Annotated in this window: 27 protein-coding genes and 1 tRNA gene; 15 read left to right on the forward strand and 13 right to left on the reverse strand. The window is 41.6% G+C overall.

The annotated features are described in order from the left end of the window. Window positions 1–17 precede the first annotated feature (17 nt). On the forward strand, window positions 18–572 hold the full coding sequence (locus tag BV375_RS27845) for a hypothetical protein (RefSeq protein ID WP_086766513.1): 555 nt from the start codon (window positions 18–20) through the stop codon (window positions 570–572). A 148-nt stretch (window positions 573–720) separates the two neighbouring features. Here the strand turns inward: BV375_RS27845 and BV375_RS27850 are convergent, their stop codons facing one another. The 6 genes from BV375_RS27850 to BV375_RS27870 form a co-directional block, all read right to left on the reverse strand. Continuing rightward, the gene (locus BV375_RS27850) at window positions 721–2,154 is read right to left on the reverse strand and encodes a VWA domain-containing protein (RefSeq protein ID WP_086766515.1); all 1,434 of its coding nucleotides are present in this window, start codon (window positions 2,152–2,154) and stop codon (window positions 721–723) included. A gap of 346 nt (window positions 2,155–2,500) precedes the next feature. After that, window positions 2,501–2,881, reverse strand: a complete 381-nt coding sequence (rplL, locus tag BV375_RS27855) for a 50S ribosomal protein L7/L12 (protein WP_086766517.1) — start codon at window positions 2,879–2,881, stop codon at window positions 2,501–2,503. Window positions 2,882–2,962: 81 nt separating this feature from the next. Next, window positions 2,963–3,033, reverse strand: a tRNA-Leu gene (locus BV375_RS27860). A 32-nt stretch (window positions 3,034–3,065) separates the two neighbouring features. Then, window positions 3,066–3,791: a hypothetical protein gene (locus tag BV375_RS27865; protein ID WP_086766519.1), complete on the reverse strand. Its 726-nt coding sequence runs from the start codon at window positions 3,789–3,791 to the stop codon at window positions 3,066–3,068. A gap of 385 nt (window positions 3,792–4,176) precedes the next feature. Then, the gene (locus BV375_RS37230) at window positions 4,177–4,329 is read right to left on the reverse strand and encodes a hypothetical protein (protein WP_166507542.1); all 153 of its coding nucleotides are present in this window, start codon (window positions 4,327–4,329) and stop codon (window positions 4,177–4,179) included. Further along, on the reverse strand, window positions 4,322–4,522 hold the full coding sequence (locus BV375_RS27870; RefSeq protein ID WP_086766521.1) for a hypothetical protein: 201 nt from the start codon (window positions 4,520–4,522) through the stop codon (window positions 4,322–4,324). The genes BV375_RS37230 and BV375_RS27870 overlap by 8 nt, the downstream gene beginning before the upstream one ends. A 747-nt stretch (window positions 4,523–5,269) precedes the next feature. Between BV375_RS27870 and BV375_RS27880 the strand changes: the two genes are divergently transcribed. From BV375_RS27880 to BV375_RS27905, 6 genes are all read left to right on the forward strand, one after another. Next, window positions 5,270–5,767: a DUF4174 domain-containing protein gene (locus BV375_RS27880; RefSeq protein WP_208099201.1), complete on the forward strand. Its 498-nt coding sequence runs from the start codon at window positions 5,270–5,272 to the stop codon at window positions 5,765–5,767. 33 nt (window positions 5,768–5,800) lie between these two features. Continuing rightward, on the forward strand, window positions 5,801–6,472 hold the full coding sequence (locus BV375_RS27885; protein ID WP_086766523.1) for a glutathione S-transferase: 672 nt from the start codon (window positions 5,801–5,803) through the stop codon (window positions 6,470–6,472). 156 nt (window positions 6,473–6,628) lie between these two features. Further along, a complete protein-coding gene (locus BV375_RS27890; RefSeq protein WP_086766525.1) occupies window positions 6,629–7,021 on the forward strand; it encodes a hypothetical protein in 393 nt (130 codons plus the stop codon). Between the two features lie 212 nt (window positions 7,022–7,233). Then, on the forward strand, window positions 7,234–7,500 hold the full coding sequence (locus tag BV375_RS27895; RefSeq protein ID WP_086766527.1) for a Precorrin-3B methylase: 267 nt from the start codon (window positions 7,234–7,236) through the stop codon (window positions 7,498–7,500). Window positions 7,501–8,197: 697 nt separating this feature from the next. Beyond that, on the forward strand, window positions 8,198–10,735 hold the full coding sequence (locus BV375_RS27900; RefSeq protein ID WP_086766529.1) for an NACHT domain-containing protein: 2,538 nt from the start codon (window positions 8,198–8,200) through the stop codon (window positions 10,733–10,735). 290 nt (window positions 10,736–11,025) lie between these two features. After that, window positions 11,026–11,211: a hypothetical protein gene (locus BV375_RS27905; protein ID WP_086766531.1), complete on the forward strand. Its 186-nt coding sequence runs from the start codon at window positions 11,026–11,028 to the stop codon at window positions 11,209–11,211. Window positions 11,212–11,347: 136 nt separating this feature from the next. Here BV375_RS27905 and BV375_RS27910 read toward each other — a convergent pair whose 3' ends face one another. From BV375_RS27910 to BV375_RS38885, 3 genes are all read right to left on the reverse strand, one after another. After that, window positions 11,348–12,001, reverse strand: a complete 654-nt coding sequence (locus BV375_RS27910; RefSeq protein ID WP_086766666.1) for an NIL domain-containing protein — start codon at window positions 11,999–12,001, stop codon at window positions 11,348–11,350. A 614-nt stretch (window positions 12,002–12,615) separates the two neighbouring features. After that, complete coding sequence (locus BV375_RS27915) at window positions 12,616–13,032, reverse strand: hypothetical protein (protein WP_086766533.1); 417 nt, start codon at window positions 13,030–13,032, stop codon at window positions 12,616–12,618. 593 nt (window positions 13,033–13,625) lie between these two features. After that, on the reverse strand, window positions 13,626–13,754 hold the full coding sequence (locus tag BV375_RS38885; protein ID WP_279432975.1) for a hypothetical protein: 129 nt from the start codon (window positions 13,752–13,754) through the stop codon (window positions 13,626–13,628). A 12-nt stretch (window positions 13,755–13,766) separates the two neighbouring features. Here BV375_RS38885 and BV375_RS27920 point away from each other — a divergent pair, with 12 nt between their 5' ends. Both BV375_RS27920 and BV375_RS27925 read left to right on the forward strand, forming a co-directional pair. Beyond that, window positions 13,767–13,958, forward strand: a complete 192-nt coding sequence (locus BV375_RS27920; protein WP_086689557.1) for a CbtB-domain containing protein — start codon at window positions 13,767–13,769, stop codon at window positions 13,956–13,958. Between the two features lie 179 nt (window positions 13,959–14,137). Continuing rightward, entirely contained in the window at window positions 14,138–15,328 is a 1,191-nt protein-coding gene (locus tag BV375_RS27925; protein ID WP_086766535.1) for a hypothetical protein, read from the forward strand. Here the strand turns inward: BV375_RS27925 and BV375_RS27930 are convergent, their stop codons facing one another. Next, complete coding sequence (locus tag BV375_RS27930; protein ID WP_086766537.1) at window positions 15,329–16,006, reverse strand: tetratricopeptide repeat protein; 678 nt, start codon at window positions 16,004–16,006, stop codon at window positions 15,329–15,331. It abuts the gene before it with no gap. Between the two features lie 59 nt (window positions 16,007–16,065). Then, the gene (locus tag BV375_RS27935; protein ID WP_086766539.1) at window positions 16,066–17,391 is read right to left on the reverse strand and encodes an Nramp family divalent metal transporter; all 1,326 of its coding nucleotides are present in this window, start codon (window positions 17,389–17,391) and stop codon (window positions 16,066–16,068) included. A gap of 433 nt (window positions 17,392–17,824) precedes the next feature. Here BV375_RS27935 and BV375_RS27940 point away from each other — a divergent pair, with 433 nt between their 5' ends. Continuing rightward, complete coding sequence (locus BV375_RS27940) at window positions 17,825–18,499, forward strand: hypothetical protein (protein ID WP_086766541.1); 675 nt, start codon at window positions 17,825–17,827, stop codon at window positions 18,497–18,499. 507 nt (window positions 18,500–19,006) lie between these two features. After that, window positions 19,007–20,092, forward strand: coding sequence for a 3-isopropylmalate dehydrogenase (gene leuB, locus BV375_RS27945; RefSeq protein ID WP_086766543.1), 1,086 nt, complete (start codon window positions 19,007–19,009; stop codon window positions 20,090–20,092). Window positions 20,093–20,164: 72 nt separating this feature from the next. On the opposite strand, the gene BV375_RS37235 is transcribed toward leuB, so the two are convergent. Continuing rightward, window positions 20,165–20,326 (reverse strand): hypothetical protein, encoded by a 162-nt coding sequence (locus tag BV375_RS37235; RefSeq protein ID WP_166507543.1) that lies wholly within the window; start codon window positions 20,324–20,326, stop codon window positions 20,165–20,167. A gap of 1 nt (window position 20,327) precedes the next feature. On the opposite strand from BV375_RS37235, the gene BV375_RS27950 reads away from it, so the two are divergent. From BV375_RS27950 to accD, 4 genes are all read left to right on the forward strand, one after another. Beyond that, window positions 20,328–20,597, forward strand: a complete 270-nt coding sequence (locus BV375_RS27950; RefSeq protein ID WP_086766545.1) for a hypothetical protein — start codon at window positions 20,328–20,330, stop codon at window positions 20,595–20,597. Window positions 20,598–20,790: 193 nt separating this feature from the next. After that, a complete protein-coding gene (locus tag BV375_RS27955) occupies window positions 20,791–21,612 on the forward strand; it encodes an A24 family peptidase (protein ID WP_086766667.1) in 822 nt (273 codons plus the stop codon). Window positions 21,613–22,012: 400 nt separating this feature from the next. After that, window positions 22,013–22,189 (forward strand): hypothetical protein, encoded by a 177-nt coding sequence (locus BV375_RS37800; protein WP_208099202.1) that lies wholly within the window; start codon window positions 22,013–22,015, stop codon window positions 22,187–22,189. 38 nt (window positions 22,190–22,227) lie between these two features. Beyond that, window positions 22,228–23,178 (forward strand): acetyl-CoA carboxylase, carboxyltransferase subunit beta, encoded by a 951-nt coding sequence (accD, locus tag BV375_RS27960; protein ID WP_086766547.1) that lies wholly within the window; start codon window positions 22,228–22,230, stop codon window positions 23,176–23,178. Between the two features lie 165 nt (window positions 23,179–23,343). Here the strand turns inward: accD and BV375_RS27965 are convergent, their stop codons facing one another. Beyond that, window positions 23,344–24,744, reverse strand: coding sequence for an MFS transporter (locus tag BV375_RS27965; protein ID WP_086766549.1), 1,401 nt, complete (start codon window positions 24,742–24,744; stop codon window positions 23,344–23,346). Window positions 24,745–24,844: the final 100 nt, after the last annotated feature.

Genomic DNA, 24,844 nt, shown 5'->3' on the forward strand with positions numbered 1-24,844 from the left:
AAAATTTTGGATTAAGTATGCACTCAGAAAATATTTCTATTCTGGAAAAAGCTTTGCCTATCATGATTGCTTCTTTGACTAGTACAATCGTTGGTGGTGTAATTGGATTTTTTTCTTCTAATTGTACTCTAGCTAAAAATTGGGAAAGACAAAAGAAATATGAGCAAACCAATATTGCTTATGCTATGTATCAAGAATTTTCTATCCGAGATAAACTAATAAATAAAATTATTTTAAATCTTAAAGGTAAGCAAAATTTTGAAATAATGGTTATCTCTATATATAGAGATAAAGATTTATATTTTATTTTTAGAAAGGAAGTGTCTACTTTTGATAATAAACTATCAAATAGTATAGTAAAACTTTACGTATATTTAGAATCTGCCGAAAAACAACGGAAGAGAGTAATGGCTTATATTGAGGATAATTTTTCTCCAGGCAAAAATGAATTGGATCTTTTGATAGATAAATTAGAAAAAGTTCAACAAGAATTACAAGAATCACTACGACTCTTTCAAGAAAACTTTGATTTCTCTAAAGAGAAGATTGCTCAATTAGATGATTTAATATAAATCTAAGTTTTAGAATTCGGAAATCAGACTTCAAAGAATTAGCAAAATTAGGAAAGCGGTAGACACTGTTCCAGATTGAACGACAGTAGCAAAATTGGAAATGGCACTGCCCAAAAATTTATTTATTGAGCAATGCCATATTCTAACCTTACTTATCTGCCCGTACAGGCAACGGCATATCCAGAATCTCCATCAGCAAATCCAGGCGAGAGGGGCGCGTTAGGAGTGGAACGAGGTTAGGCAAGCTGTAGTAGTCACCCTGGAAAGTGAAGGTTTCTACAGGTGCTTGCTGCTGCTTGAGTTGACTCTCCAGCCAGTTGTAATAAGTACTTACGCGGACAATTACTACATTGGGTATCACTGCCATCTCTCGGCAATAGGTCTTGTAGACTTCACTGAAGTAAGGAGCACCATTCTCGCCTTCATCCGTGACTATGATGATTTGGTCAACTACCTGCTTTTTCTTGCGCATTGCTTCCAATGCACAGCCGATACTAGTACCACCACCCGCCTTGATGTGCTGGAAGGCACGCTCCCAGTCGGTCAACTCTTTGCCCTGTGCGGTGACGGGGTAAGGAATTGTATCGAAGGCGTAGACAAATAGTTCTGCCTGGGTGATACCAGAGATGAGAGCAGCAAGTTGCTTACCAACTGCGATCGCATTCTCCATTGAGCCGGACTTGTCAACCAGTAGGGCGGTTGGACGAGCGATCACACCACGTCGCTTCACCTGTTCGTTAGTCACTTTTTCCAACTTTGCAACGGTGTCTGCGTCTAAATCTGCGGCGTCTGCGGCAATCTGTGCTTTGAATGCAGCCACACGCCCACTCTTAGATGCTTCCTCCAGCTTGGAGTCAATTAACTTTTTGACTTCTGGGTGATCCATTGCACCTCTCGCCTGAAGTGACTTGAGGTTATTGATCGTTTCCTGGGGAGTCATGCTATTTATCAACGCCACCAACACAACTGGTGTAAGTTGCTTGATTGCACCGATTGCGATCGTGTAGGGAATGTTGAATTCCACAATTAGCCGTGCTTGTTCTGCGGCACTTTCTGCCTTAGCAAGCTGCTTCAGCACATTTGCTAACGAACCCTCTGGCGGAGTATCGCGGAACAGAATCGCATTTGCCCGTTCATTCGGCTTAATATGCAGCGAAGCATATAGGTGCTTCATCGCCTTACGACCTCGCAAAGCTGCGCGATCGAATAGAGCCGGATTGCTTTCTCGTGCCTTCAAGTAACGTCGCACCGCAGTACGAGCCGAACGAGGCAGTTTATTTTGCTGCTGCTTCATGAAGTCCACTATCCGAGCCACCTGATAGGGCGGAAACTCTTGTAGCATTACAAATCCAGCATCTCTGTGTTCGGTTAGATTACTGGTGAGCAAATGAGCCACAAATACTTCCTTGTGGTCGCGAACATCACCATGACGCTGATACCAAACTGCCAAGTGTCCGTAAAAAAGCGGATCTAATTCAACAATTAACTTATGAATTTCTGCGACTTGCTCAAGCTTGCGGTGAGGGGTAGTCAGCAAACTGTTGAGCATTTCCAAGCGCAGGTCACGTTCTGCGGTATTCATAATAACCTCCTCAAAGAATTTTAGATTTTAGATTTTAGATTTTGGATTGCAATCTAAAATCCAACATTGAAGGAGGCAGATGTTGCACGCGGGGCGATCGAGTCACCGCGCAAGTTGTAGAAGCATTGTGTATAACTGATTCAGAGTTATGTAAGCTTCTGCGATCGGGGCGCGGCAACAACTGCCAATTAATAAATTTGAGTTTGTAGATAGGAGCCCTAATTCACTCGTAAAATCCTCTATCTCTTTTCTTCTCTTCGTGTCCTTTGCACCCTTTGCGGTTCGTTTAAAAAAGAATCTCACGCAGAGACGCAGAGGCGCAGAGAAGATAATTTGGATTTCGATACTATGTGAGAGAAACAACGGCTCCTGTTTCTTCTAACTGCTGCTTGAGTACTTGGGCAGTTTCTTGGTTTAATTCTGTCTGCACCACTTTAGGAAGAGAGTCTACAAAGTCTTTTGCTTCTTTGAGTCCCAGTCCAGTCACCGTGCGAATGACCTTGAGTAGGGCAATCTTTTTCTCTGCTGGAACCGATACCAACAAGACATCAAACTCGGTCTGAATCTGTGGTTGAACCTCATCTTCATCTCGCTTATCAATTTGAATGAGCTTCGGTGTGGAAATATCAACATTGAAGGTTGCTTCAATCTGCTTCACTAGTTGAGCAGTTTCAGTAACAGTTAGAGACTTGAGTTGTTCTAAAATTTCTAGAGTTTTCACAGACATGGCAACCTCCAATGAGTTGCAGTTTACTCATAATTGATAATTAATAAAATCACTTCGTGCAAGTTGAAAAAGCTGTTGATTCACACACGGGGTTTGAACCCGTAATAGCTTGATCTTAAGTCAAGTGCCTGTTCCAATTCGGCTAGTATGTAAGCTTATTCGGTTAGGGCACGAAGTGAAAATTTTACTTTTTAGAAAGTTGATTTAAAATAAATCGAATTTCTTTTTTATTACACTGCTGTTTATTAGCAGCGTAAATTTTGCGACCTCTATAAGTTGCGCTAGAACGGTGAATTAAACCTTTGAAAACATCCATCACATAATCAGTTGGTGGTGGGGGAAAATCTTTAAAGGTAATTAGATACCAAATCTCATTCAGCTTGTGGTAATGATGATAATCATCAACAATCACAACATTGGGTTGTTCCGGCTTTCGCTTCTGTTTTCGAGGTACTTTCTCGACTGCACAAAGAATGCCAGTTTGAGGATGGATATAGAAGCGATCGCGGTAACTCCCATTTAACTGAAGTTGATACCCTCGGTAAGGCTTGCTATAAAGTCCACCATCAATTATTTCTACATGACGTTCAACGTAATCCCACACATGATCGATAACGTGCTGTCCTGCCATTGTGCTGGGATCTAATCGTTGGCACAATTCGCTGTAAACATCATTCCACGGCTGTCCGACTTTCGAGCGCAAAAATCGACGCAGGGGGCCAAGATGATCTGAAAGATGCTTGGATTTATTTGTAGCTTTGATCAGGTAAGGATTCAACAATCCATCCTGAGTTGCTTCCTCGGTGATTTTGTCTAACTGCTTTTTAAAACCTGTCAGCTTTTTGAGACTGATTCTCCTCCCACCGCGAGGGCGTTCAATCACAATCTCGCTCAAACGATGTTCGCTCATAACTCATGTTGTTTAAAGATAGTTTTACTGATTGAGTCGTTATTACAAATGAGTTAGCGGACATCATTGAACTCACCTCCGTGTGATTGAGTTAACGTTGTAGATAAATACAATTTAAATAATTGAAATTCCGCGCAAGTTAGCAAAGCAGTTTTCACAATTGCCTTTACCAGTTTGGCTACGCTCCCATCAAAGGGAGCGACAGGAATCGAACCTGCATATCCATTGCTGGATGGTGTGTAGGCTTTACAAGTTCGGGCGCGGAATTAAGTATTAAATGATTCCGTGCAAGTTCAAGAAGCTTTTTACAGCACGGCCGCTCTTACCAAATATTGGCAGTGGGCACGCACGCTAAATCTGCAAGAGACCTAGAAATCGTGCTTCGCTAGTTCGATCGCTCGAATTTTACTACCTTAGGACCGTTATCAATGTGTATGTATGCTTCTTCTGTTAGGGCACGGATGGTTGTTAGAAGCCAGGTAAAACAGATTTCTTCCCTTCTGCCATCTGCTCCCTGCCATCTGCCTTCTTCAACCATAAACTGCTTCAGGACGAACTATCAAATCACCACTAGGGCGGCGATCAATTATGTAAGCAGAGAGGCGATCGCTATTTACATCTAAATGCCGCGCAACCTGCTCCTTCACTGTCACATCATTCATGCCTGCTGCAATTCCTAGTTGTGTTTCTGCAACATCAACAGAACGTCCTTCAAATCGAATATGAACCATTGTCATCACCTCTTTGTTTAATTACGAATTACGAATTGTATTAGTGGATCTGATCGGAATTGAACCGATACCCTCCCTGTGAGAGTTGCACTCACACCTCATGCGAGTCAAAAAAGCTGTGGTAACACACGCAGGAATCGCACCTGCAACTTATCGTTTAGAAAGCGATCGCTCTACTGTTGAGCTAGTATGTAAGCTTTTTCTGTTAGGGCACAAGTGACATCCGGGATCTCTACCGTTAGAGCTACAGACCCAAGTTTGCGTGATTGCGATGCTCTGATTGAGGTCATTGCGACTTCAATCAAAGTCAAAGCAAATGGAGCCGTCGGGAATTGAACCCGACTCCTGCAACCGTCCGTTTGTTGGTTTCGGAGCAGTCGAACGCCAATCGCGGCCCCAAAAGTGGGTATTGCCTATGAGAGTTATTGAGCTACATCCTCAAAAACTGGCATCTATGCAATTGTCAAGGTTCTGAGAGGTTTTACTTTTGCTTCTTGAGGAAGCTTGTTTGTTTATACTACATTTGTAATACAAACGCTACATGATGTCAAGGGGATACTACAAACTTTTTGGGAAGTGAAAAATTGTTAGCCAGCGAAGAGATAAGTACCTAAACAAAATTAATTACAGATTCTCTATGCTGTTCCCTGTTCCCTGTTCCCTTAACTGCTATATATCACCAGATAGAAGATGAGTGGGGTAGGTGATGATAGCTTAAGAGCATGAAAAGCAGATAAAACCCCCTTTGTGAATAAGTCAGTATTAATTGCCCTTGCTCTATTAGCGTTTACAATGCTGTCGCCAGTTAATCAAGCGGGTACTGCTCAAGGTTCAAGTAATTATGCTCTCAAAATGTCTTCATTTAATCTCAGTTCCCACAAATGGAAAAACCGGGTGCTACTAGTCTTTGCACCATCGGTTGATAACCAAGCCTATCAGCAGCAGATACAGCTATTACAAGAGCAAAAAAGCGGTTTTGCAGATCGGGATTTGGTTCTCGTAGAGATTCTGGTAACAGATGAGAGCTATGCCAACGGACAGCCAATAGATGAGTCTGCTGCTGCCAAGTTGCGCGAGCACTTTGGGATTGACAAAGAAAATTTTCGCGTCATTTTGGTGGGCAAAGATGGTGGTGTTAAGCGCACTGATGTGACACCAGTTCAAGCCACAGCAATTTTTGCGGAAATTGATGCTATGCCCATGCGGCAGCAAGAGATGCAAAAAAAAGGCATAAATTCACCTTAATTGCATAAATATACAGCTTAGAGGATAAATCTGATGATCGCTGTCCACAACTTGAACAACTCCCGTTCTCAGCGTATACTCTGGCTGCTGAAGGAACTCGGCATCGAGTACGAAATCAAGCGCTACGAGCGGGACCCGAAAACCATGTTAGCACCAGCGTCGCTTCGCAAGGTACATCCGCTAGGCAAGTCACCAGTGATTACCGACGGTGCGCTGACCCTGGCGGAATCCGGTGCCATCATTGAATATTTGGTTGAACGCTACGGTAGCGGACGCCTAGTTCCGGCTTTGGGTACACCGGATCGACTGCGTTACACCTACTGGCTGCATTACGCAGAAGGCTCGGCAATGCCTCCACTGCTACTGAAGCTTGTCTTCGATCGCATCGAGAATGAACAAATGCCCTTTTTCGTGCGACCAATCGCTCAGGCGATCGCCGAACGCGTCAAGAGTTCGTTTATTGAACCTCAAATCGCGCAGCACCTAGATTATCTGGAGGCGGAGCTTGGAAAAAGCACATGGTTTGCTGGTAACGAATTTACTGCGGCTGATATCCAGATGAGCTTCCCTCTGGAAGCGGCTGCTGTACGGGCAGGACTGAATGCGAGCCGTCCGCAACTCATGGCATTCCTAGATCGTATCCATACACGTCCAGCTTACCAGCGTGCGCTTGATCGCGGCGGTGCTTACGAGCTTTTGAATTAAGTGAAAATTATTATTTGTATTGTACATAAGCTTGACAAGTAGAAAGTTCCTACCTGCTTGAAGAGTACAAACCTTAAATGGTATTACCAGCAAACTATATTTTGGCAACTTGCTATAAGAGCGATAAACTAAGGAAAATTTCTTGAGGAAGTATTGATGGCAAAAACAAATGGGGCGAAAACTGAAACGTCTGCACAAGAATTGCCCGCAGACAAAGACACTGAGGATACGGCGACAGTCAAAGATTCGTCAGAAGTAGTGGAAGCAACCCAGGATATTGACGAGATCTTGAACTCACTAAAAAGCTTGCTGAGTGCTTTAGAAAAACTGCAAAAAGTCCGGCAGGAAGTGGGTGATGTCAAACCTTTGATCGGGCGAGTGCTAGATGGAGAACTAATTGCTGGTGAAGAGCTTGAACAACTCAAAGCAGGTGTCAGCGGTCTTTCTCGCCTGGTTCGTGCTTATAGCGACCATCAAGCAGCGCTAACTAAAGCACAACCAGCTAGAAACCTTTTAGATCAAGTGCTGAAAGAGGGTCATGCAGTATAGAAGGGTGAAATAGGTTGGCAAATCAGTCCCAGCGATCGCAGGAGCGCATGGGGAAATGCATTGGACACAACAGCTTGAGTTATGAGATTAGGAATTACCAAAGGTAGTTCGAGATGTTGAACTGCTCCGCTGGGTTTGGCTCAATTTTGGTTGCGATTGTGAGGATGAGTGTGACTCGCTACGATAGCATTAGAACTCTATAGTATCTGAGTATGGGAAAGCAAGACGCTCCACTCACTGGAGAAGCCCTGATTAAGGAAGTCTGTCGGCGAATTCGGGTAGCCCGCAGCTATTGGGATGCTCATAACAACGCTGCTTGTCGGGGTGAGCGCGATCGCGCGTTAGCCCTTTACAACACGCTCTCGCAGGAACAAAAAGAGCAGATTCCGCAAGTTTTGCGGGTATGGCTGCGCTATCGCAGTGAGAAATACTTTGGCGCACACCGAACGCCGCCCAAGTCGGTAAGAAAATCAAAATAGCCCCTAATAAATCAACACTTGTCTGTTGCTCCTCAAATCAAGGCTTAGAGAAATAAATATTCCAGCTTTAGTAATTCACGGCACTGAAGATTTTATTAATTATTACCAACATAGTAGACGTACTCGCTAAGGAGATTTTCGGTGCAAGATTGTTGGTTCTGCCATAGGTCACATTTATCCTCCCTAGTTTAACTTGTTAGCGATGAGGCGGACATGATATCAGGATGTTACTAACTAGCTTTGAGCATACTTAAGCACTGCCAAGTAGCTCTTTGTAAAGTAAAAATAAAACTAAAGCTTGAGATGATAGCTAACTAGTAGTATGAGTATTTATACATTAAAATACATCTACTAATGACCCTATAAAGCCTACAAAATTAGTAACATCAAAGTTTAAGGGGAGCTTATCAAACGCTCTTGACTTTCACCAACCAACTAATACTTGACCTTAAGCTGCTCCGTATCTTCAAAATAATTTAAAATCTTACTTTATCTTTTTTGAATTTTGCCAGAGAGCGTACTAACCATATTTTCAGCTTGAGTAAAGATGACATTGAGATTTTAATAATTAACAACACTATATTTATCAAGTATCAATTATTCAATGTTAAAACGATTATTTATCTATGATTTGCTTCATACATAAGCTCTAATCTCTAGAATACTCAAAGATTGAAAATAAGTAGAGAACATAGAAATGACAGCAATCGTAGTCAATCAACAAGTATGGGAAAAATTAAAGCAAGCGTACGCAGAAAAATTTGGTGGTTCACCTAAGTTACTAATTGCCGAGCTTAATCATATTTATCAAGATAAAATAAACAGTAGTAAAGACGTAATCTCAGATAAAACCGTTCGCAACTTTTTTAATAGAACTGAACCCATGAAGGTGCAAGAGAAAAATCTTAACTTCTTATGCGGTGTATTACTAGGTTGCGAAAGTTATCAAGAAGCTTTAAGACAAAAAACAGCTTTAGAAAATTTAGAACAGCCAGATTTTGATGTCAATGCAGAGTGGATTGAGCGCTACCAAGAATATATAAGGACAAAATGCGGCACAATGAAAGTGCTCACCATGACCCAGCCTGTGCAACTAGATAGTATTTATACAAATGTAAATATTCTAGAAAGTGTTAAAGCTAAAAAGCAAAAAACGATAGAAGAAATTCTGACTCATTTATCAAACGAAAATATCAGCTTTAGTCGCCTTAATTATCGGGTAAGCACCAAAAATATGGCAGCTTTTGATGCCGTAAATCATTACCAAAAGCTTCTTATGTGGGGAAATCCGGGAGCAGGTAAGACTACATTTCTTAAACACCTGGCAATGTATTCTGCTAAATTGGAAAAGCAACCTATACCAATTTTTATTTCATTAAAAGAATTTGCAGAGGAAGCAGATAAACCAAACCTTTCTGATTTAATCCAACGAGAGTTTCTTAAATTCGTTTCTCAACCATCTCAAATTGTCCAAGATTTACTAGAGCTAGGTCATTTTTTAATTTTGTTAGACGGATTAGATGAAGTCGTAGAAACAGAGAGCAATAGAATTTATCGCAATATTAATGCATTAGTAGAACAATATTCAAAAAATATATTTGTATTAACCTGCCGTTCTGGAGCCTCAGATTATACATTTGAGCACTTTACTGAGGTAGAAATAGCAGATTTTAATGAAAACCAAGTTTTGCTGTTTGTCAATAGATGGTTTGAATTATGTCAAGAACCACAGTTAGGAGAGAAATTTTTAGCTGAAATTGAAAGAAATAGTTCTCTTAAAGAACTAACCACAAGCCCGTTGCTACTGACTATGTTGTGTTTGGTATTTGAGGATAACTATGACTTTCCCAGAAATCGGTATTTACTGACAGAGGATGCTGTAAATATACTTTTACGAAAATGGGATGCTGGTAGGCGAATAGAGCGTAATTCACATAATAACTTTAACCTACCATATCAGAGAAAAATCAATTTGCTGAGTCAGATAGCTTATGAAGCTTTTAATCAAAAACCACAAAAGTATTTTTGGCAGCAAAGAGAGCTAGAAAAAATAATTGAAAATTATATTGAAAATATTCTAGAAATAACTCCAGAAACTCTGGTTAATCATAGTCAAGATATTTTGAGAGCAATTGAGGCAAATCATGGATTACTGATTAAGCAAGCCAAAGATTTATACTCATTTTCTCATCTTACATTTCAAGAATATTTCGTTGCTCATTACATAGTGGAGAAACGCAACACTGAAACTTTAAACGAAGTTATTAAACAGCACTTAACAAATCATCAATGGCGAGAAGTATTTCTCATGATTGCTGGACGGCTCGCAAATACCGATGAATTTCTTAAACTAATGTTTCGCCAAATCAATACGTTGGTTGTAGAAAACAAAGCTTTGCAAGATATGTTGACTTGGTTGGACGATGTAACTAGTTTACATGCTGTTAAATCTAGTTCATGGAGAGCATTTTATTTATTGGTCGATCAGGTATTTGAACTCTACAGCAACTTACAGACAAAAGTTGATTATAATCTGGCCCAGGAACTGGCCGTCAGCTTAAGAGAAGTAAATAAAGAAAGAAAACGAATTTATCCTCGGTCATTACTATCTGATTTTGCCTTCAATTTAGTTGACTTTCATGCTAAATTAGTCTCTAGTAAAACTGGGGAAAAGGGGTTTGAATCTCAAAAACTAAGCCCACTGTTAAAAAAAGAACTTCCTGCTAGTGATGATCCAGTTAGAATACCTCAACTACGCAGTAAAGTAAGTTTTGATAAGGATAGTCACGTCATCAGTATTACCAAACAAGAAGATAAAAATCTCCCGCAACACGAAGATTATCCTCTTATGCAAACTGGTGCTCACAGCGAGCATAGCTATCATCATGAAAACAATTCTGTTGAAAACCAAAACAATATCAATGAGGATTTAGCAGATTTTCTTGTTTTTTTAAAAGAAAGTCTACCTGATGAACAAGCTCCGGAGTCAGATTGGCTGGACTGGGCAAATAGATTGCGATCGGCAATGAGATTATATTTAAATATTGGCTGGAATGACGTTAAATTTACGCAACAGGAAATCAAGGCTTTAAAAGATTATTTTTATGCAAACATTTTGCTACTCAAATGCATCAAAAGTGATAGTTACTCTACTAAAGAGTTGCGAAATCAACTAATTGACCATATGTTACTCCCAAGTCAACGTGTTCCATCAGAACTCTTAACTATTAGCTAGAAAAAGTAAGTATGAAGCATTGGGGTATCTACATCGATATCTGTCGAAGTAGTATTTTCCAGCCGAACGTCAAACGCACATTGTATCTACAATCAAGCATAAAAAAGGAATATTCTTTACACTACTGAATACATACATATATTCATACACCTTTTTTCAACCCAGAAGGATAGATTCTGCTAGGTATTTGTATAAGTGTTACCACTCATTACCGCTTGTTGCCGGATTTTACCATTTAATACTATGATCAATAAGCACACTACAGCATTTGGAAAAAATTGCTACTCTTTATGGGCCAGCAAATCAAAAAAATATGTCAGCATAAATCAGGCGAACTGTGGACAGACGGTTGTTGTACCCAAAATCCCCCAGTGGATGATATTTCTATCAAGTCTCATGCGATCGCATCTACTTTTGAGCAGTCTCCGACAACGCAAACAGAGGTACAACGCTTAGCAGAAGCTACAGCGGGTTAAGAGAGGAGATTCAAAAGGTTTGATTTAACGTTGGATGCAATAACGATCGCATTTTTTCCATTAGTTATCAGGTGATCCTCAGCAAAAATGCGATCTCTAATGCTGTCATTAGAGCGTAAGTAATTCAAAAAACTTTTTATTCCAAAAATTTTTGCCGTACTGTACTAGACCAATCAGGCCAAATTGGTAATCCCAGTTTTTTTAGATAACTCAGGCTAGAGTAAATTTGCCTTGTTCTGCCCCATAAATCTAAGTCAAACCAGCCATCATCCTGCATGTCAGGGTTAAGAAAGGCACTGGTAATGTTCACTGTTAATCCATAGCGAGAAACTAGTTGAGAAATGACAGGTTTCTCGTAATAGGTTTTCAAGATGCACATTTGTAGGCGTAGGCGATTAGTTTGACCTTGAGAAATCCATGCTTGGAATTCTTCTGTCCACTGAGATTTAAGCGTTTCACATTGACTGGTAATTACTTTGTTCGGTGAATTTGGAAATGGTTGGGAATGCTGATCAGATTGAATTTGGTTGGCGATCGCTAGTTCTACTAAATTTACTCCTAACCCTTGCAAGTAAGATAGGCTACTGGTTAGTTGTTGGGGGTTTCCTAAAAGTTCTAAATCAAACCAGCCATCGCTTTCGCTATCTGATACTAATGATGCTGCTGTAATATTTATGGTTAAACCATAACGAGATATTAGCCGCGAAATAACAGGTTGCCTGTGATATCGCTGAGGTACCAAAATACGGCTATGGACTGGTGAGGATTTTTGCGATTTATCGGGAGACACTGCTTTAATCTCCCATTGGAATTGAATCGTGTAAGAAGGCTGTAACAAAGATAGAAGATTGACAGCCAACAAAATTTAGTTTGTGCAAATTTTTTTGACAAAACATAAGTTTCATGCTGCTTCTCCTCTTCTAGCTCGTTTATTAAAATACTGTAAACCTATCGGTTTATCGTATTAAGCGCTTATGTAAAGGAGGATGGCACAAAAACCACAAAAAAACAATCAGTATATCGAACAGTTTTTTCTAGAAGCGCGATCGCAGCTCAATAGCCCTCATATTGATTAGCGTGACTTATGCCAAACATCTTGACATTGCATAGAGAGGCAGTGGATGTTTGGAATATGGGAATGGAGAACGAGTAATAGGCAACAGTTCCCAACTCCTTGCCTTCTGCTGCCAAAATATTGTTATAAATTTTCTATATAAATTATTGAATAACCGCAACCTTTCTGCCTTTTTCCAATCGTCAAACTCACGTTAAAGAATGTGCTTTATAATATCCTATTCCTTTGAATTAACAAAAATAAAAGGAGGTTAATACCCTCCTATTTAATGATTTAATCAGATTTATTGTTTTTAATTGTATTCTTTGATTTCTCCAATACCTTGCAAGTTATTTCCTCCTTTGATGTTGCGCAAGCCATTGACTATGCCGAAGCTTTAATTGTTCACTTTGTTCACGATGTCTACGCTCGCGTTGCGCAAGCCCAGTTTCTTCACGATGTTGACGCTCACGCTCACGTTGCGCAAGCCATTGACTATGTCTAAGCTTCAATTGTTCACTTTGTTCACGATGTTGACGCTCACGTTGCGCAAGCCCAGTTTCTTCACGATGTTTACGCTCACGCTCACGTTGCGCGAGCCATTGACTATGCCGCTCTAATTGCTCGTGCTGTCTATATTCTTGTTGTTCGCGTCGCTCAATGTTGCTATGTCTTTTACTTTCAGCAGTTTCAGCGGATGCATGTTTGGCCAAAACGCTAGAAATCAGTAAAACACCTAATAAACAAGATGAAACAATTCTCTTCATACAAACTCTCCACAGAGAAATGCATTTAACAAAAAGCATCAAAATTATTTGTAGATAAATAATACAAAATAATTACTTAGCATTAAATCTGTAAATACTTAATTACTAAATAACTTAGATAGCTTTTTTATAAAAACTTACCACTAGTATTTATCAATACAATGTCAATTTTGTGTACTTTATATGTCTAATTAAGCATTAACATCTCTATAGCAATAGTAAATGAATGTGAGCGCAACTGTTAGAAATAAAGATTATGTCTTTCTTTTTTTACCAACCTCATATTATAGCGATTTCTAGTCTACTGAAGTACGAATTCATCTGTGGTTAATTACTTCTTCCCATACCTCGCTGAATTGAGAAACGCTATATCCTTTTTTTTGATAATCTAAAGACTTATATTAAGCGGCTTAGACTCTTTTCAAAGCACTTTCATACTTGCTATGAACATTTATGGTTGTGACAAAGTATTAGAGTGTGTTGCCTGTAACCAACAAGGGCTATTGCTCTCAAACTCAATGTCTTTGCATAAATATACAGAGTGGCACGCTAGGAAAAACTAAGATATTGTGTTATTTGCGTAATAATCGGTTTTAGTGGAGAACAACCACTAAAGGTAATGGGAAAACTTGGGTATGAATTTCGAGGTTCAAAAAGAAAGCAGTTGCTAAAGCAAGCCCTAGCCGGAATGCCCGCCGATGCGTTAACTGTTCTAGATTCATACGAGGTATATAATGACAACTCAGACTCATCCTTCAGTGTTGCAAAAGACGGCAAGCTTGACTTTATCAAAGCCTGTACAAGCAACACTTTTCGTTTCACTGTGCACGTTGACACTCTGGACTGTTTATTTTACGACCTATCCCGCAATCCACGATCGCGTACACAGCCCACGTCACCACACTTTGCTGGTGCCTTGTCACTAAATAGTTAGCAACTATTTTTGAACCCCCATATCCTGCTGGGAATGGGGGAATCATCAGCGTTACGACCTAGTGCTCAAGATTTCCCACGATCAACCGACAAATACAGTACATGAAAACTTGTACGCTGGGTCAATCGAGTTTGATAAGCTCCTTTAGTACTGTAGAGATCCACAGCCACAATGTCGAAATTTAAGCTTTATACACTCATCAGCGCTATTTGTATGATGAGTGTAGTTTTTTATAGTTTTGCGGGCTTCTCCCAGTCGCCTCAACCGCATGTGCGACTGATTAGCCCAACACCAGCAAGTCAATTAATACCCTTTGAAGCTGAAGCCACTACACCCCAATCTCCAGTCAAATTGGCGTTGCAAGCAGAAGATTCCACAGATAAATCTTTAGATAATGCTAAATTTAACCTGCAAATTTTCACGCCACCTCCAACCCCTTGGTTCACAACAGATTTTCCCATAGTGGAGGGAACCAAGCTACTAGATATAGAGACCATCGCTCCTAAAGGGCAGCTAGAATTCCAACAAATACTGCCAATTCGGGGAAATTACCAACTCAAGGTGAATGTTACCCCAGTGGTAGCTAATGCCTTTACTCCAATTCAGCAAACCCTGACATTACCAGTGGCAGAGAATTGGGTAAAATACCGGAATTTTGCGATTCTCACTGTAATTTTGTTACTGGTTGGACTAGGTGGTGGTTGGATAATTGGTGGACGACAAGCGATCGCACCAGGAGAAATGGCACCCCAGCAAGTGCGATTATTATTGAGTGGGGTAATTGTTGTAGCGATCTCAGCTCTATTATTCGTTAACATCAGTGCAGAAGTTGCCCAATCACAGAGTTCAGGGCACGCACATAACCACGATCATCACGATCATGGAGCGGCAACCGCAGCGCCAGTTGATAACTCTGGAATTGTTCGCCAACAGGGTTTCCAAGCGCAATTATTAGGAGATGATAGCGCCACCGTAGGCAAACCTGCTGCTCTACAGGTAAAAGTTACTGACGAAAACACCAATCAGCCTGTCCAAGAAGTACTATTAAATATCAAAACCACCCAGCTTGAGGATGGTTGGGTTAATTTTGCATACCAGGGTGTTCCCGATACCACAGGACAATTTTCCTGGGAACAAGGGTTTTTTGATGGCGCACCCCACAAGTTAGAGGTGGAAATTTCTCCTCAACCCAATGCTTCCCGCCAATTTACGCCGTTTAAAGTGCAAAAAGACATAGATGTAGAAGGAGTTGCACCGCCTTTTTCAGTACGGTTTATTAGTCTGGCTTACATGACAGCTTTTGTGATTGTGGGATTGTTAGTAGGATTACGACTTAGAAAGAATTTGCCTTTGCACAGTTAACTACTGCTCAACCTGCTGGATCAGAGCTTGTGTTTGTTGATAGCCTTGGGTATTCCCTTGTTGACGAAACAGTCTTGCAGCTTGCTGGAGATCTGCAAGAGCACTCTTGCTATCTCCCAAAGCATATTGAGCAAGCCCCCGATTTCCGTAGGCATCAGCCAGGTTGGGATTCAGGCTTAGTGTCTGGTTAAAATCTTTGATGGCTGCTTGGGGATTTCTCTGTTTTAAATAGGCAAGTCCTCGGTTATAGTAGCCATCTATGGACTTCGGATCAATTTTTATTGTCTGGTTAAAGTCAGACATCGCTTTCTGAAGATTTCCTAGTTCTGCATGAACTATCCCTCGACTTTTATACGCATCTGCATGGTGAGGATTAAGTTGCAGCGCCTTGTTAAAGTCAAAAATAGCTGATTTCCAGTTGCCTGTTTGAGATTTAGCTAAACCTCGGAGGCAGAAACCCTCATAAAATTGAGGATTAAGCGCTACTACTTGGTTAAAATCCGCGATCGCTCCACTGAAGTTACCTTGCTCAAGTTTTTGCACTCCTTGGTTATAGTATTCTTGAAAATTCCTCTGGTTGATGCGCGTTTGTGGTGCCTGTGCATTAACAACAATAGGTGTTCCAGCAAATAAAGTTGTGATTCCCAAGTAGGTGATTGTGCGCTGAATATGGTTCATAATTTGACTCCTTCATACTTGCAGCATGAGTTGGGATTTGACCCATGTCACTATTTTAACTAGGACAGTAACGCGGAAATAGTTTGCAATAGTAGCCAAACATTTAAGCTACCAATCACAATCGCTACTAACCACGATAAAATTTTCAGCCATAAAGGATTAACAAACTCACCCATTAAGCGGCGGTTACTTGTAAACATTACCAAAGGTACAACCGCAAATGATAGTTGTAAACTTAAGATAACTTGACTGAAAATTAGTAAACCGCTTGTACTTTTTTCACCAAAAAATATAATTGAAATCAATGCTGGGATAATTGCAATTAGTCTAGTTATCAACCGACGCAACCAAGGTTTTAAGCGCAAATTGAGAAATCCTTCCATGACAATTTGCCCTGCCAAGGTTGCAGTGAGAGTTGAACTTTGCCCGGAAGCAAGTAATGCCAAAGCAAAAATTGCACTCGCTGCATTCACGCCCAATATGGGAGAGAGCAACTTATAAGCATCTTTAATTTCTGCTACATCGTGATAACCAGAAAAATGAAAAGTGGCAGCAGAAACAATCAAAATTGCTGAGTTGATAAACAATGCGAAAAACAAGGCTACTGTTGAATCAATTGTGCTGAAACTAATAGCTTCCCATTTCTTTTCAGACGTTACTTCCCAATTTCGCGTCTGCACAATTGATGAGTGTAAATATAAGTTGTGCGGCATCACTGTTGCCCCTAAAATGCCAATGGCAATGTAGAGCATTTCTGGATTCTGCAAAATTTCTATTTTGGGAACATAACCTAACAAAATTCCCCCAAAGTCAGGGCGCGAAAAGATGATTTCTGCCAGAAAGCAGAGTCCAACAGTTGCTACTAACATAATTACCAAAGCTTCTGTATAACGAAAACCTTTGTGTTGTAGCAGCAACAGTACAATTACATCTAGCGCCGTTATACATACACCCCAACTTAGGGGAATGCCAAAAAGAAGTTGCAGTGCGATCGCACTTCCTAAAACTTCCGCTAAGTCGCAAGCCGCGATCGCGATCTCACAAAGTACCCATAAGCAAAAGTTCACACGCGGACTGAAATAATCTCGACAAGCCTGTGCTAAATCTCTTCCTGTTGCTACTCCCAACCGCACACACAGCGATTGCATTAAAATCGCCATCAAGTTAGAAAGCATGATTACTGTTAGTAATGCATAACCGAATTTAGCACCCCCAGCCAAGTCAGTCGCCCAGTTACCAGGGTCCATATATCCTACTGAGACGAGATATCCTGGGCCTGCATAAGCTAACATCTTGCGCCAGATGTTTTTAGTCTTAGGAATCGCTATACTGCGATGAACTTCAGGTAAACTGGGCTTTCTGTCCGGATTTTCTGAAAAAGGCATTCGTTGATACTCTCAATTTTTCATAATTTTCTCATAATTCTCAGAAGTACTGATAAATATACCCGCATTCGTAAGGTTATAAATCTTAACTTTCACTCAAAATTAATGACAAATTTCAATAATAAAAAACACCACCCACGGAGAGATGGAGTTTTTGTCAATGGTCATTAGTAAAACAAGTAATAACCGATGGGGTAATAAACTCCTTCCAACAACAACACTTTGGCAAGCGGGAGTTGAATCTCGATCTCGCTCGATTACCGCGAGGTCGAAACTCAGTGCATCGCTGACAACTGACAATCTGGAATTAGGTATTGCGAGTTTGTAGTAGATAACAGCAAGAAGTCAAAACTTGTTCATTTAACACTCCTAACTTAGTTACAGGCGCGAGCGATCGCGTCTGTTTCTTTCTTCACACACCAGAACAGAACCCATGAATTCCATTACACAGATTGCGACAACTACCTTAGTTTTGCTACTCAGCTATACATCAAACCCAGTATTCGCTGTACCCCAAACACCTAATCATCCAGTTACCGTCGCGCAGGCAAAAAAAGTCTCAGACAATTTAATTATTCCCGGCGAAAGAGTTGGCCCCGTGACACGCAAAACCACCAAGCAAGATTTAGTCAAGCTGTTTGGTGCATCATGTTTAGTTGATAAAACGATTTCTGGCGCGGAAGGGATAGGTAGTTTTGCTGCTACTCAGGTAAATCTCGGTAAAGAGCGATCGTTCCTAGTAGTTTGGAGCGATCAAACTCGTACTAAACCACTTAGTATAGATATCCTCGGTTCTGGTTGGAAAACTCCTGAAGGTTTAAGTATAGGTACTCCATTAAGTGAGTTACGCAAAAAGTTAGGCAACTTTCAACTCTTCGGTTTGGGTTGGGACTATAGCGGCGTAATCTTGTTGAAGACTAGCCAATTATCTCGTTATCTCGGCAAACTGAGTCTACAAGTAGATGCTGCTCCTAGTGCTTACAAGAATCACCCAAAAGATTACCAAGCAGTATCAGGCGATGGCACTTTTTCTTCTAGCGACCCCCATTGGCAACCTCTGGGAATACGTATATCAGAAATAAATGTTGTACTTAACCCAGAGCAGTAGCGATTAGAGCTTTTGGATAAGGCAGTATTTTTGATATCAAACCACAGATGCACACAGATAAACATCGATAAGTTAAACCTCGTCTAACTTGAGAACTGTAGTTTTTTACCAAACAGGACTTACGCAAGCAAAATTTGTCATTGCAACCGGAATGTAGTGTAGGGAAGTAATCACAGAGTTTGAGGCGATTACGTTGCTACCCTACTCTTCGAGAACGGCTTTGCCGAACGGGAACGACTTCGTCGAACGCTCGTAATGACGTAATTCCGTGACTTTTGCGTAAGTCCTACCAAAGTTTTGCGATTGCTTCCTTCGCCGCAATAATACAACTGAATAACTCAAAATTCCAGATTTTAACATGGATAAGGTTTATCTATGTTCATCGGTGTTCATCTGTAGTTATTTTTTGTTTTAAATCTAATTTTTGCCAGAGATCTATTCACTCATCAGTACACTTTGCTCGGTATGATATTTATTCTGCAAGCATTTACTCAGTAAAAACTAGCTATGACCCAGAACTACCGCATTACCCTACTCCCCGGCGATGGCATTGGCCCCGAAATTATGGCTGTAGCGGTAGACGTGCTGAAAGTCGTGGGGAAGCAATTTGATTTGAAGTTTGATTTTCAAGAAGCTTTGATAGGTGGTGCAGCAATTGATGCTACAGGCGAACCTCTACCTGCTGCTACCTTGGAGAGTTGTCGCAACAGCGATGCTGTATTACTTGCTGCTATTGGTGGTTACAAGTGGGATTCTCTAGCATCTCATATCCGCCCAGAAGCAGGCTTGTTGGGACTGCGTGCAGGTTTAGGATTATTTGCGAATTTGCGCCCAGCCAAGATTTTGCCTCAGCTGATTGACGCCTCAACTTTGAAACGGGAAGTTGTGGAAGGCGTTGACATTATGGTGGTACGCGAACTCACTGGTGGAATTTACTTTGGTAAACCTAAGGGAATTTTTGAAACTGAGACTGGAGAAAAACGCGGTGTAAATACAATGGTTTACACCGAATCGGAAATCGATCGCATTGGCAGAGTAGCTTTTGAAGCAGCACGCAAACGCAGCGGCAAACTTTGTTCGGTAGATAAGGCGAACGTTTTAGAAGTATCTCAGTTGTGGCGCGATCGCATTACCAAACTCTCCCAAGAATATCCCGATATCGAACTATCTCATCTCTATGTAGATAATGCGGCGATGCAATTGGTACGCGCTCCCAAGCAATTCGATACCATCGTCACAGGCAATTTATTTGGGGATATTCTTTCTGATGCTGCTGCCATGCTCACTGGTAGTATTGGGATGCTGCCCTCTGCTAGTTTAGGTGCTTCCGGGCCTGGTGTGTTTGAACCCGTTCATGGTTCTGCCCCAGATATTGCTGGGCAGGATAAAGCTAATCCTTTAGCACAGGTATTGAGTGCAGCGATGATGCTACGCTACGGTTTAGACCAACCAGCAGCAGCAGATACCATTGAAAATGCTGTGTTAAAAGTTTTAGAACAAGGCGATCGCACTGGAGATATTCTCTCACCCGGTACCAAGCTTTTAGGTTGTCGTGCTATGGGTGATGCACTCATTCAAGCGATACAAGGGTAAAAAGAGTCAATAGTCAATTGTCAGTTGTCAGTGTCTCCCCTGTCCAATGACGCCAGTTCGACGCCACTGGCTTCAACGGGGGGAAACCTGTTCACGCGACTGGCTCTCCAATGCGCCATGCCCAATGCCCAATGCCCAATGCCCAATTTCTAAACAGAACTGGATCATTTTGGCAACCGTTGCGGAAACTTTCATATAAACTAGAGACAAATCTAGAAAGCAAATAACATTCATAGTGTACGCTTTACGACAAGGACAAGAAAACTATACGGCTCCCAACAACCAGCATCTCCAGCCTCCTTTGGCTGATCCCGCTGTCATCAGGGCTGCTGGTCAAATTTACTACACTCTTTGTGAAGCACATCCCGAAGTAACTGGGCAAGCTACAGGAGTAGCCATTAATCGCACTACCCATCGCGGCAAGGTGATTTTTACGAACCAACCAGTTCTCTTGCCACAAGAATGTTTTGTCCCGTTGAGTCAAATTGAATCTCATATGTATTAGTCATCGGTCATTAGTCATTAGTCATTAGTCACTAGCCATTATTCATTAGTTATTCGTCATTAGATATTAATTACTGGACATTAGTCATTGGTCGTTGGACACATGACACATGACTAGGACTAATGACAAATAACAAATGACAAAGAACAAAGGACAAAGTACAAATGACACAGAACTAATGACCAATGACTATATGGATATTTTAACGATCGCCCCGGCGAGTGTGATTGTCTTCGCCTTGGGTGTGTCTATTGGCAGCTTTATTAATGTTGTAGTTTATCGGCTACCAGCTGGCTTGTCGGTTCTATGGCCTCCCTCCCGTTGTCCCCATTGCCTCAACCAGCTAAGAGCTTACGATAATGTACCAGTGTTCGGTTGGCTGTGGTTAAAAGGTCGGTGTCGTTATTGTAAAAGCAAGATTTCTGTCCGCTATCCTGTGGTAGAAGCGTTAACAGGCATAATTTTTCTGCTAGTTTTTTTATTATTTAAAGTTTCTATTTTGACAATTGGATATTGGGCTTTTTGCAGCTGGTTATTAGCCCTATCACTCATTGACTTAGATACGATGACTCTACCCAATCAACTTACTCAGTCGGGTTTGGTATTGGGAATTATATTTCAAATAGTTATCGGGTTTTTCCCAGATGGTAGCTGGGTGGGATCGATCAAACATTTGATGATGGGGATTGTCGGCGCTGTGCTGGGGTTATGGCTATTTGATGCGATCGCCATGCTAGGTTCAATTGCTCTAGGTAAAACAGCAATGGGAGCAGGAGATGCCAAATTAGCTGCCATGATGGGGGCTTGGCTGGGTTGGAAATATTTGCTTTTAGCAGGTTTTATGGCCTGTGCCGTGGGAGCGTTAGTAGGCGTTGTATCAATTACACTATCCCAGCGCAGATTTGGACAAAAGATACCTTTTGGTCCTTTTCTGGCTTTTGGGGCTGCGATCGCTCTATTTGGCGGCGAAGCAATTTTATCTGCTTACCTACGGTTATTTTTTCCAGTAAGTTAAATATAGGAGGAAAAATAAATTAAAATTTCAAAATTTAAAATCTCTAGTTTTACATCTCTTTAGTCCATCATAAGAAACTGCTATCCCCCATGACTGTAACCGTCATTACGCCATCGGTTCTTCAGATTTTGGTAATATTATCCTGTGACCAGTATTACCCTCTTAACGAGCTAATCGCTCATAACCTAGCAATACGAATTCTTGATTTGGGAGCAAGTATCCCCTGGAGGGGTTGGGGAAGGGCATCCTGCTGGGGGGTTAATATGCCAAGACCTTTACCGATACCTTCACAAGATAAAACAAATAACAGACTTGTATTGGCATAAGCATTTTCGTTAAGCTGGCAACCAAAGATGCAAAATAAGGTCTGAATTGCTTACAAGCGTAATTTGACGATGTAATGAAGAGTGCTGAGTTAAGAGTACTGAGTGCTGAGTTAAAAGACCGCCCACAAGAACGGGGTATCAAATTTCTGTCTGGGCAAAAAATTTCGCACACCAGAGGCTCGGCACCTACTGAGTACCTGAGTATTACTCAACACTCAACACTCGATTTTGTAATCCCCGTAGCTTTTTGACCCGTTTTCGACCTCATTACCTACTTGATAAGATAAAAATGGCAAACAACGAAGAATCACGCGGTTTAAAGTCACTATTGGATTGGTTTGCAAATCGGCGGAAATCCGGAACTATCAGCCTCGAACCTCAAGAACGTGAAATTGCTGATGGATTATGGCATAAATGCTCTAAGTGTGGTGTATTGACATATACAAAAGACCTGAAAGCAAATCAGATGGTTTGCGTTGAGTGCGGTCATCATAATCGGGTGGATAGCGATGAACGCATCCGCCAATTAATCGATCAAAACACTTGGAGACCGATGGACGAGCATCTGCGTCCCACCGATCCCCTGCAATTTCGCGATCGCAAACCCTACAGCGATCGCTTACGGGAAATGCAGGAAAAAATCGGCTTAATAGATGCAGTTAAAACTGGGTTGGGTCAAATTAATGGTTTGCCCGTTGCTCTAGGAGTCATGGACTTTCGGTTCATGGGTGGGAGTATGGGTTCAGTTGTGGGCGAAAAACTCACTCGCATGATTGAGCAAGCAACTCAGGGGCGTTATCCGGTAATTATCGTCTGCACTTCTGGTGGAGCAAGAATGCAAGAAGGAATGCTCTCCTTGATGCAGATGGCTAAAATCTCCGCCGCCCTACAACGCCATCGCGACGCTAAACTTTTATATATTCCAATTTTGACTCATCCCACTACTGGTGGTGTCACAGCAAGTTTCGCTATGTTGGGCGATATCATTCTCGCAGAACCAAAGGCTACTATTGGTTTTGCTGGTCGGCGAGTGATTGAGCAAACCATCAGGGAAAAACTGCCAGAAGATTTTCAAACTGCTGAAGATCTACTCAAGCATGGTTTTGTAGATGATATTGTGCCCCGTACCCAGTTAAAGAACACTCTCGCCCAATTGATTGCTTTGCATCAGCCCATACCTACCGCCCCCCACATGGTTTTGTGGGAGAGCATGAGCTTGAGTTCTACCGCTGCTGAATAAGAGGAATGAGGGACTAGGGGACGCGGGGACGCGGATATGAGGAGATTGCCCTTTTGCTTTCAATGGCACTTAAATAAGCCGACACAGGACGCCGAGAACATTCATTCAAAAATCCTCCGCGTCACTGAGTCTCTATGTCGCCGCGTCAGCCCCAATTCCCACCTCCTAATGCGGTTCTTTAACAAACATGAGTGGCACAATCGCTACTAAGCGACAGACGCTAGAAAGGGCAAACAATCCTAGTAAACCGCCTTGTTCACCAAATTGAGCGATAAAGCTACCAATAGTTGTGCCCAAAGCACCACTCACTCCAGCTACAGCCGATGCGATCGCGAAATAGATTGATTGATTTTTTACTGGTGCAATTCCCAGTTGCATATTGTTATTGCACAAATCGATTGCCGCCCAAGTTCCTCCAGTGAAGATGTGTAATAGCGGCAACCACAGCCAAATATTCCAAGTATTAGCACTAACACCCATCCACAACAACGGTGTCAATGCCACTAAAATTCCAATCAACATCAAAATCCGGCGATTGCCTATTTTGTCTGCCAACTTACCCCACAGAACAATCAAAAGCATATTAGCTCCAGCCTGAAGGCTACCGTAGAGCGTCACATAACTCACATCTAGATGAAGCTGATCTAGCATATAGAAGTTGAAAAAAGGAGCGCTGATGTTAACAGCCAGCATCCATAAGCCGAAATAAAGTAAAAACCTTAAAAAGTTACAGTTACTCCAGATGCTAGCAAACTCGTTTGGTGGAGTAGGTATTTTGTCTTTTTCAGTGTCAGCATATTCACTGCTTTGCTGGTACTTTACAAGACTACTGTTTTGTAATGCTGGATTCATGTCCACCTGAAAGTACTGACATCCCAAGCTAATTAGCCCAAACACGATACCTGCAAGCAGAACTACTCCATAACCTTGTAGAGTTCCACCATACCAATGTGATACAGCTAGCCCCGCCAAAGGTACGCAGAGCAAATTAGTCAAGCTAGCTGCACTATTGCGGATGCCGAAATAGCTACCCCGCAATCGCCGAGGAACTATCATGGCCAGCCAACTCAGCCATGATGCAGTTCCTAGCCCCCCTAAAAGGCTGCTGAACAGGACAACCCATAATGTTAATAGTATTAACTGCCCAGAAGTCAGTCCGAGCCAGCTTGAGCCGATAATGCCAATACCTAGAATCAACCATAGTAAACGAGCAATCCCATGAGTCCTAACGGAATAGTAGAAACGGCTACTGCTGCGTTCTGACAAGTAAGCACCCAACGGCTGAATTAAATTCACTAGCATGGGGATAGATGACAGCATCCCAAATACCACTGGACTAGCACCCAACTCCAACAAAAAATTGCTGAGTAAAATTCCCCCAGTAGCCACACCGAAAACTGTCGCAAAGACAGCATCTAGAGTAGAAGCTCTCAAACTGGTGCGAATACCATCCTTAAAAACTTGAGGATTGGTTTTTGTGGTAGAAGCCAGTGCTGATTGTGGCGTAGTAATCTGGGTAATTTCCAGAGCCACAGGCGCGGCTTTTTGAATCGGAACAGAAGTCATAAATTAAATTTTTACGGATGACGTACCGTAGGATGAGTCTAGTTGCCGATAATTTCTCGTCATTCTATCTTGCCTCTCTCAATAAAAATTCAGATTCGTT

This window comes from Nostoc sp. 106C (assembly GCF_002154725.1).
In the GTDB taxonomy this organism is placed as follows: domain Bacteria; phylum Cyanobacteriota; class Cyanobacteriia; order Cyanobacteriales; family Nostocaceae; genus Aulosira.